Raw genomic sequence first — 6,019 nt, 5'->3', positions numbered from 1 at the left:
GCTGGAAAACCCCGGCGGAGGCGCTTGACGAATTGCTGTCATGAGTGAAAACGGTGTTGCGACGACCATTTGAATCCGCCCAATACGTATCCATTAAGTACACCGAGCGCCTGGCTGAGGCCGGCGTCGAGCACCTTCTGTCGGCAGTGTCGGAGATTCCTATGACAACGCTCTCGCCGAAACCATCAACGGTCTCTACAAGGCCGAGGTGATATCGGCGCGGGCCATGGCGCAACTCCGAGGCCGTCGAGTTCGCCACTCTCGAATGGGTCGACTGGTTCGACAACCGACGGCTCCTGGAGCCCATCGGAAACATCCCGCCGGCCGAAGCCGAGCAACGCTACTACGCCATGCTGGAACAACCGGCCATGGCAGCTTAACTTAAACCAAATGGCCTCCGGCAAACCCGGGACGGTTCACACTGGCACCTTTCGAGGGAACAATCTGGCTCTCATATCTGCAACCGCAGCTATAAACACTTACTGGCGCAGCGAAACATTGTCGGAGCACGTTCACCGAGTAGTAGACTGTATGCGATGCCGACTTGAGGCCATGGCATCGAAGCACGGAAACAATTTCGCTGTTCGTGGCCGCGGCATGGCGTTGGGGTTTGATTGCAAAATGCCTGAAATCGCATCCGGGGCGGTGCGCAAGGCATTCGAGAAGGGCCCGTTATCGAACGATGCGGGCCCCTTGATCAAGTCGTAAAGTTCTTGCCTGCACTTACGATCGAGCGCGAGACGCTACATGAGGGCCTTGAGCTGTTCGACGAAGCCTTAGCCGAAACACTGCGAGATTCAGCGAGTTGAGGTCTGTCTCACTAACGAGATGTCTCGCTCTTAACGAGTTGCTTGGGAAATTGCCCGGAGCTAAGTTATGCAGCGGGCTGCAGTCCACTTGACAACCGCTTCCCACGGTCATAGGGCGGTCGCCTATCAGGTTCCCTGGCTGCTTGGCCTCGATCATGTAGAAATCGAAGCAGAGCTGTACCAAGCGCACTTCGTGATGGTTCGCGGCATGCGTGCTCATGAAAGCGGCAAACCGTGGAGATCCTCAATCGCCATGATTTTCAAGCCGTTTCCGCGCCTCGCAGGACCGATCTCTGCACCGCCCCACCTCTTGTCATCGCAGCAGCCTTTTGCCATCGCAAAGGTCGCCACGGAACGATGCTCCCTGGCCTCGCCGACAGGCTCCGCAGCCTCATCCACCGAGCAAAGAATCCGCGTTCTCTTTCTAAGGGGCGGTCCTTTTCATTACCTTCATCCCTACCGCGGTAGAATAGTTCCGATTCCCAACACACGCGCCTTTTGGATCGCCAATTCGGCCAACGCCAGATCCGCGGTTACGAAGCCTTGGAAAGCGAACAAAGCTCTGGTTGGTGTATCAGGACGCGATGAACCAGATGCAAGATGCACAAGGTCATCTTGGAATTTTGCGAATTTGACGTACTCTCCTGATGCGTCAACCGGCGATTTGGATTGCTCCAAACTATCCGTGACGAGCCTGTCGAAAGCAGAGAGAGCTTCCGGTAACCAGCTCCTGGCTCCGTCCACAGCAGCGGCGAATGACGAAGACGGCATCAGTCGAGCGTCCAGAAACGGCTTCAATCCTGGCGAACTCGGGACCATGGAAATCGCAATTTCGCTTTGACTCAAGAGAGCATTAGGATCCTTTGATATAATTGGCTCCAGCCGCTTTTCAGACACGGCCGCCGCGAGTCTCTCAGCGGAGGAGACGCTTCGGCTTAACAGAAATATTTTGCATATCGATGGGAACAAGTCGACAAAGGCATCAAGATGGCTGAGTGCCTGCAAGCCGCAACCGACCAAGCCAATCGTTAGGGGCGCCTCAGGCGCGAGATACGTGGCCGCCACGGACGACATCGCCGCAGTCCGTATAAGCGTGATGGAATTACCATCCAAAACTGCTATGGGGACGCCAGTTTTGTAATCGCTCACAGAGACCAAGCCATTAACTCTCGATGTTGTGCGATTCTCTTGTTCTGGAGCGACCGCCACCATCTTCACTGCCGCGACGCCGTTGGCCTCGGATGCCGCGTTCATAGCGATGAACCAGGAGCCCGGACCGATACTGATGGCCGATTTCGGGAGGCCAATGTTGCGACCCGCTGCATTGTCGCGAAACGCCTCGAGAACGGCTTGGCGCGCCTCGCGAGGCGTGATGTGTAATCGTTGGATGTCGGCATTCGAGAGGTAAAGGAGTTCGGAGGGCATTATTAGTCCTTTGCTGAATTCCAGGCTGGACGCCGTCACCACGTTGCGGCCGGTGGAAGGTGAGTACTGCATCGGTCAACGTCGTGGTATTTTGAAGCAATGGCCATGCCACAAGGGTCCCTCTTCAGCAATCTACTAAGTAATGCTTCGAGGTGCGTCGCCGCCGGTCGCGCATATGTTGGCAGACACTGGTCATCGTCAGACAGGCTGACAGCAGCTCTGGGTGTCGAACGAGTGGCTGAGCGGGATGGCAATAGGTTGATTGCCTGAACGTTATTCGTGATGCGTGTTATTGACGCGACGTCTCGTCGCGATCAGATCGGGAGGTTCTGTTCGTGGAGGCTACTGATGTTTGGGCTTAATGAGTCGCGGCAACCGACCAGCTGCTCTAGGAGATCGTGTGTTGGTATCGGCTCTCTGTACGATTTTGATATAGCTCGAGAGTAGCCCAAGGGTATCGACGTCACCTTCGCCGTGCGTACATGTGTGCACAGCGCTCTCTGGAAGGTATCGCCGCGGAAAAAACCACCTAAGCGGCAGCTCTTCGGACTATCGTCGTTTCCGAAACTTGCGATTCCGGAAAGCAATTGGATTTGCCTTGGCAAACGAGTCGGAAAAGGATTGCAAATGACCGGTTCACCGCATCGCGCGTTTGAGCGATGTATGAATTCCGACCATGAAACTTAGAATGTTAGTTTCATGCCAGAATGTTGGTGTCCACGAAGGTGCGAAGTCGAAATCTGATCGACGGCTTGGAGCGCGACGGGCTGGCATGGTAGTTGCTTTTGGCAAGAACAGTGTTGCGGGCACAAATCGAAATGACCCTGCCGAGAAGGCACGCACGAACCGTGAATGGCACCAAGCGTTAGTCGAACCTGGTCACACATCCTACTGCCACAACAGACAGTTACGTTGGAGCTTTCGACAGTCGGGATTGTTGCGATTTCAAGTTCTGTTGTTCGACACGCTAAGGAGAACGTGATGAGACTACTCATACTCACAAATCGCCCTGACTGCTTAGGCGAAAACGATGTACCTATCAGTAACGCGTTTCGTCGTTCCGGCTGGGAAGTTGTGTTCGGCGAGATCACGGCCATTGGAGCTGATGATTACCGCTTTTTCACCCGGGGAGTTCTCGTGCAAGCGAGCGGCGAGCCGTATGGTCTTGGCGCGGCAGCGCAGGGGATTCAGGGTGTGTATTTTTTTGACGAGTGCCAGATTGTCTGGGTAAATTGTGGGGCCCCGCCTAGCATCGCCCACGATGTCTGGCAATTGCTTTGGCTAGCCTCCCAAGATACCGCGTTCGTTAACAGCATTGAAGGCACGATGTTTTTGGAGACAAAACATTCGTTGGGCCACGTTGTTCCAAAAGAGAACAGGGCGTTTGCATATACATCGAATGAGTTCTCGCTTCTTTGGGAGTGTTACCGTCAGAGCTCACATCTTTGGTGGGTAGCGAAACCGCCAGGCGCCTATTGTGGACAAAATGTCTTCTTGCTTCCTCCAAACGGTCCAAATGTCCGAGCGATCCTCCAATGCCTTACCGGAAATGCTGATGCACAGAGCGAATTCGGCGGTCTCACCGAACGCGAATCCCTGATCACGCAAAGGCGCGCCGGGTACGGACCAGGCGGCCTTAAAGCCCAATACGCGGTTCTTCAGCAGTTTATCCCCGAGGTAGGGAAGGGCGAAAAGCGGATAATTGTTGCGTGCGGCGAGGCGGTCGCCTGGCACGGTCGGGAGAAGTCTGCAGACGATCACAGGTCTAATATCGCTCAAGGAGCGAGGCCGATTCCGGTCGACTTGAATTCCGCCGAAATCGAGCTCGCCGAGTTGATCGGTCGGAAGTTGATGAAGCATGGGATCAATTTCGTAGGAATAGATATGGCGTATCCCTATATCATAGACCTTAATCTTACAAATCCCGGGGGGATATACGATGCAAAGCTAGCTTCCGGAATGGATCGCTCCGATCGGGTCGCGGAGCTCATGATCTCCCGTTTTGTGGGGAGTGGTGAGACATGATCGGATCGTGTCCTCGTCGCGAGCGTGCAGGTCGGTAACCAGCAGGCCGTTCTCGAAGCGGGAGCCCTTGACCTCGACGTGGTCAGCCAGCGTGAACTGTCGCTTGAAGTTGCGCGCGGAGATGCCGCGATACAGGAGGTCCTTTCCTTGTCAGTCTTCCGGCTTTCGAGTGTCGGGACGGTCCGCTCGACGGTCAGCACGACTTCCTGCGAAGAGAAGCTGAACAACGCCACCGAGTGCTGAAAGCGGTTCTCGTCGATCCGTTCGATGTCGCAGGGGGATAAGTCGTAAGCGCTTAGCCGGAACCCTTGCTTCGGGATCGGTATAACTGTGCGAAAGAAGCCTCCGGCTTGGACGGAGGTATGGGATGGGATTGGACAGCAAAAAGGACGTCCATTTCGACGGCTCAACGACGGGGTCGGTGAACCGGCTGGAGGTTCTTGAAGGACCATCGAGGCGCCGCGTACGTTCGGAAGCTGAGAGAGCTCGGATCGTCGCCGAGAGTCTGTTGCCCGGTGCCCAGGTGTCCGAGGTGGCGCGCAAGCACGGAGCGACGCGCTGGCAGATCTACGATTGGCGACGGCGGTTTCGCCAGCGAGGCATGTTGTCGCCGTGCGAGGCGTCGCAGCCGACATTCGCGCCGCTGGTCGTGGAAGGTGCGTTGGAGGAGCGTCAGGTTCCCGCGATCAAGCTTGAGATCGCGATCGGCGATGTCGTGCTGCGGACGGATGTGGCCATTCATGCCGAGCAGCTGTCCCGAGTGATCCGCGCAGTGCGAGCGTCACGATGATCGCGGCCGGTGCCGATCTGAAGATTTACATCGCGACGCGGCCGATCGACTTCCGCTGTGGCCACGATGGGCTTGCGGCGAAGGTGCAGGACATGCTTCGTCTCGACCCGTTCAGCGGCGCGGCCTTCGTGTTCCGATCGAAACGAGCTGACCGGATCAAGATTTTGGTCTGGGATCGAACGGGCCTGGTGTTGGTGCACAAACGCCTCGAAGGTTGCAAGTTCGTTTGGCCAACGATCGCGGACGGCGTGATGCCGGATGTCGCCGGCGATGTTCGCGGCCTTGTTCGAGGGGCTGGATTGGAGGTTGGTCCGTCCGGAAGAAGCACGGCGGCCGCAGGCGGCGGGATAACTGCGGCAGAATGACTCGGAAGCTATTTTGAACGTGGCACGCGCGGCGGCGATATGCTCGAAATAGCGCGTGAGCATCGCGGCGCTGCGCGACGAAAACGAACGCCTGAAGACGCTTTTGGCGCAAACGCAGGCGGCCTTGAGCGAGCATCAGGGGGCACTGGCGGCGTCAGAGGAGGCCCGGCGTCGGCTGGAGGTCATCCTCGGCGAATTGCGACGCGAAAAGTTCGGTTCGAAGTCCGAGAAGCTGCGGCCAGATCAGTATCAATTACCGTTGGAAGACGTGGAGATTGCGCAAGGCATCCTGGACCCGGCGCAGGAGAGAGCCGAGGCTGTGATCAAGGGCCGATCGCGGAACGTGCCGGATCAAGGTTCTCATCACAATCGCGGCTGCTTGCCTGGCCATTTGCCGCGGGTGGAACGGATCATCGAGCCTGCGAGCACGCTCGGTCCGTGCGGTTGCGGCGCCATGACGAAGATCGGCGAGGACGTCAGCAAGCGCCTTGACGTGATCCCGGCACAATGGCGCGTGCTGGTCACACGCCGCCCGAAATACATCTGCTGTAAAAGAAGGGACTTGAGCTGACAGTGAGGGCTTTGTCGCGGCAGGTGTCCGACAA

The 6,019-nt window shown here is 56.9% G+C and carries 7 protein-coding genes and 2 pseudogenes; 7 read left to right on the top strand and 2 right to left on the bottom strand.

Going from position 1 to position 6,019, the window contains the following annotated elements:
- Nucleotides 1-80 precede the first annotated feature (80 nt).
- Both WN73_RS12315 and WN73_RS12310 read left to right on the top strand, forming a co-directional pair.
- Nucleotides 81-380, top strand: a pseudogene (locus WN73_RS12315) (integrase core domain-containing protein); the annotation flags it as partial.
- A gap of 10 nt (nt 381-390) precedes the next feature.
- A complete protein-coding gene (locus WN73_RS12310; protein WP_271552970.1) occupies nt 391-708 on the top strand; it encodes an aminotransferase class III-fold pyridoxal phosphate-dependent enzyme in 318 nt (105 codons plus the stop codon).
- Between the two features lie 557 nt (nt 709-1,265).
- Here WN73_RS12310 and WN73_RS12305 read toward each other — a convergent pair.
- Complete coding sequence (locus WN73_RS12305; protein ID WP_271552969.1) at nt 1,266-2,306, bottom strand: ornithine cyclodeaminase family protein; 1,041 nt, start codon at nt 2,304-2,306, stop codon at nt 1,266-1,268.
- 909 nt (nt 2,307-3,215) lie between these two features.
- Between WN73_RS12305 and WN73_RS12300 the strand changes: the two genes are divergently transcribed.
- Nucleotides 3,216-4,259: a RimK family alpha-L-glutamate ligase gene (locus WN73_RS12300; RefSeq protein WP_271552968.1), complete on the top strand. Its 1,044-nt coding sequence runs from the start codon at nt 3,216-3,218 to the stop codon at nt 4,257-4,259.
- Here WN73_RS12300 and WN73_RS44365 read toward each other — a convergent pair.
- Complete coding sequence (locus tag WN73_RS44365; RefSeq protein ID WP_333937962.1) at nt 4,182-4,349, bottom strand: hypothetical protein; 168 nt, start codon at nt 4,347-4,349, stop codon at nt 4,182-4,184. The genes WN73_RS12300 and WN73_RS44365 overlap by 78 nt on opposite strands.
- Here WN73_RS44365 and WN73_RS12295 point away from each other — a divergent pair.
- From WN73_RS12295 to WN73_RS12280, 4 genes and pseudogenes are all read left to right on the top strand, one after another.
- Nucleotides 4,284-4,502 carry a hypothetical protein gene (locus WN73_RS12295; RefSeq protein WP_271552966.1) on the top strand — a complete coding sequence of 73 codons (219 nt, stop codon included), beginning with the start codon at nt 4,284-4,286 and terminating at the stop codon, nt 4,500-4,502. The genes WN73_RS44365 and WN73_RS12295 overlap by 66 nt on opposite strands.
- A gap of 124 nt (nt 4,503-4,626) precedes the next feature.
- On the top strand, nt 4,627-5,049 hold the full coding sequence (locus WN73_RS12290; RefSeq protein WP_271552964.1) for a transposase: 423 nt from the start codon (nt 4,627-4,629) through the stop codon (nt 5,047-5,049).
- Nucleotides 5,046-5,414, top strand: a complete 369-nt coding sequence (tnpB, locus tag WN73_RS12285) for an IS66 family insertion sequence element accessory protein TnpB (protein WP_271552962.1) — start codon at nt 5,046-5,048, stop codon at nt 5,412-5,414. Before WN73_RS12290 ends, tnpB begins: the two co-directional genes overlap by 4 nt.
- Before the next feature lie 55 nt (nt 5,415-5,469).
- Nucleotides 5,470-5,973: pseudogene (locus tag WN73_RS12280) on the top strand (IS66 family transposase zinc-finger binding domain-containing protein); the annotation flags it as partial.
- Between the last annotated feature and the right edge of the window lie 46 nt (nt 5,974-6,019).

The sequence above is a fragment of the Bradyrhizobium sp. CCBAU 45394 genome (genome assembly GCF_028128655.1).
GTDB classification, from domain to species: Bacteria; Pseudomonadota; Alphaproteobacteria; order Rhizobiales; family Xanthobacteraceae; genus Bradyrhizobium; species Bradyrhizobium diazoefficiens.
This window is presented reverse-complemented; position numbering and strand designations above follow the sequence as displayed.

What these genes read in the sequence shown, in the direction of transcription:
- WN73_RS12310 (WP_271552970.1), top strand. Translation starts at nt 391, where the DNA reads ATGGCCTCCGGCAAACCCGGGACGGTTCACACTGGCACCTTTCGAGGG.
- WN73_RS12305 (WP_271552969.1), bottom strand. Translation starts at nt 2,306, where the DNA reads ATGCAGTACTCACCTTCCACCGGCCGCAACGTGGTGACGGCGTCCAGC.
- WN73_RS12300 (WP_271552968.1), top strand. Translation starts at nt 3,216, where the DNA reads ATGAGACTACTCATACTCACAAATCGCCCTGACTGCTTAGGCGAAAAC.
- WN73_RS12290 (WP_271552964.1), top strand. Translation starts at nt 4,627, where the DNA reads ATGGGATTGGACAGCAAAAAGGACGTCCATTTCGACGGCTCAACGACG.
- tnpB (WP_271552962.1), top strand. Translation starts at nt 5,046, where the DNA reads ATGATCGCGGCCGGTGCCGATCTGAAGATTTACATCGCGACGCGGCCG.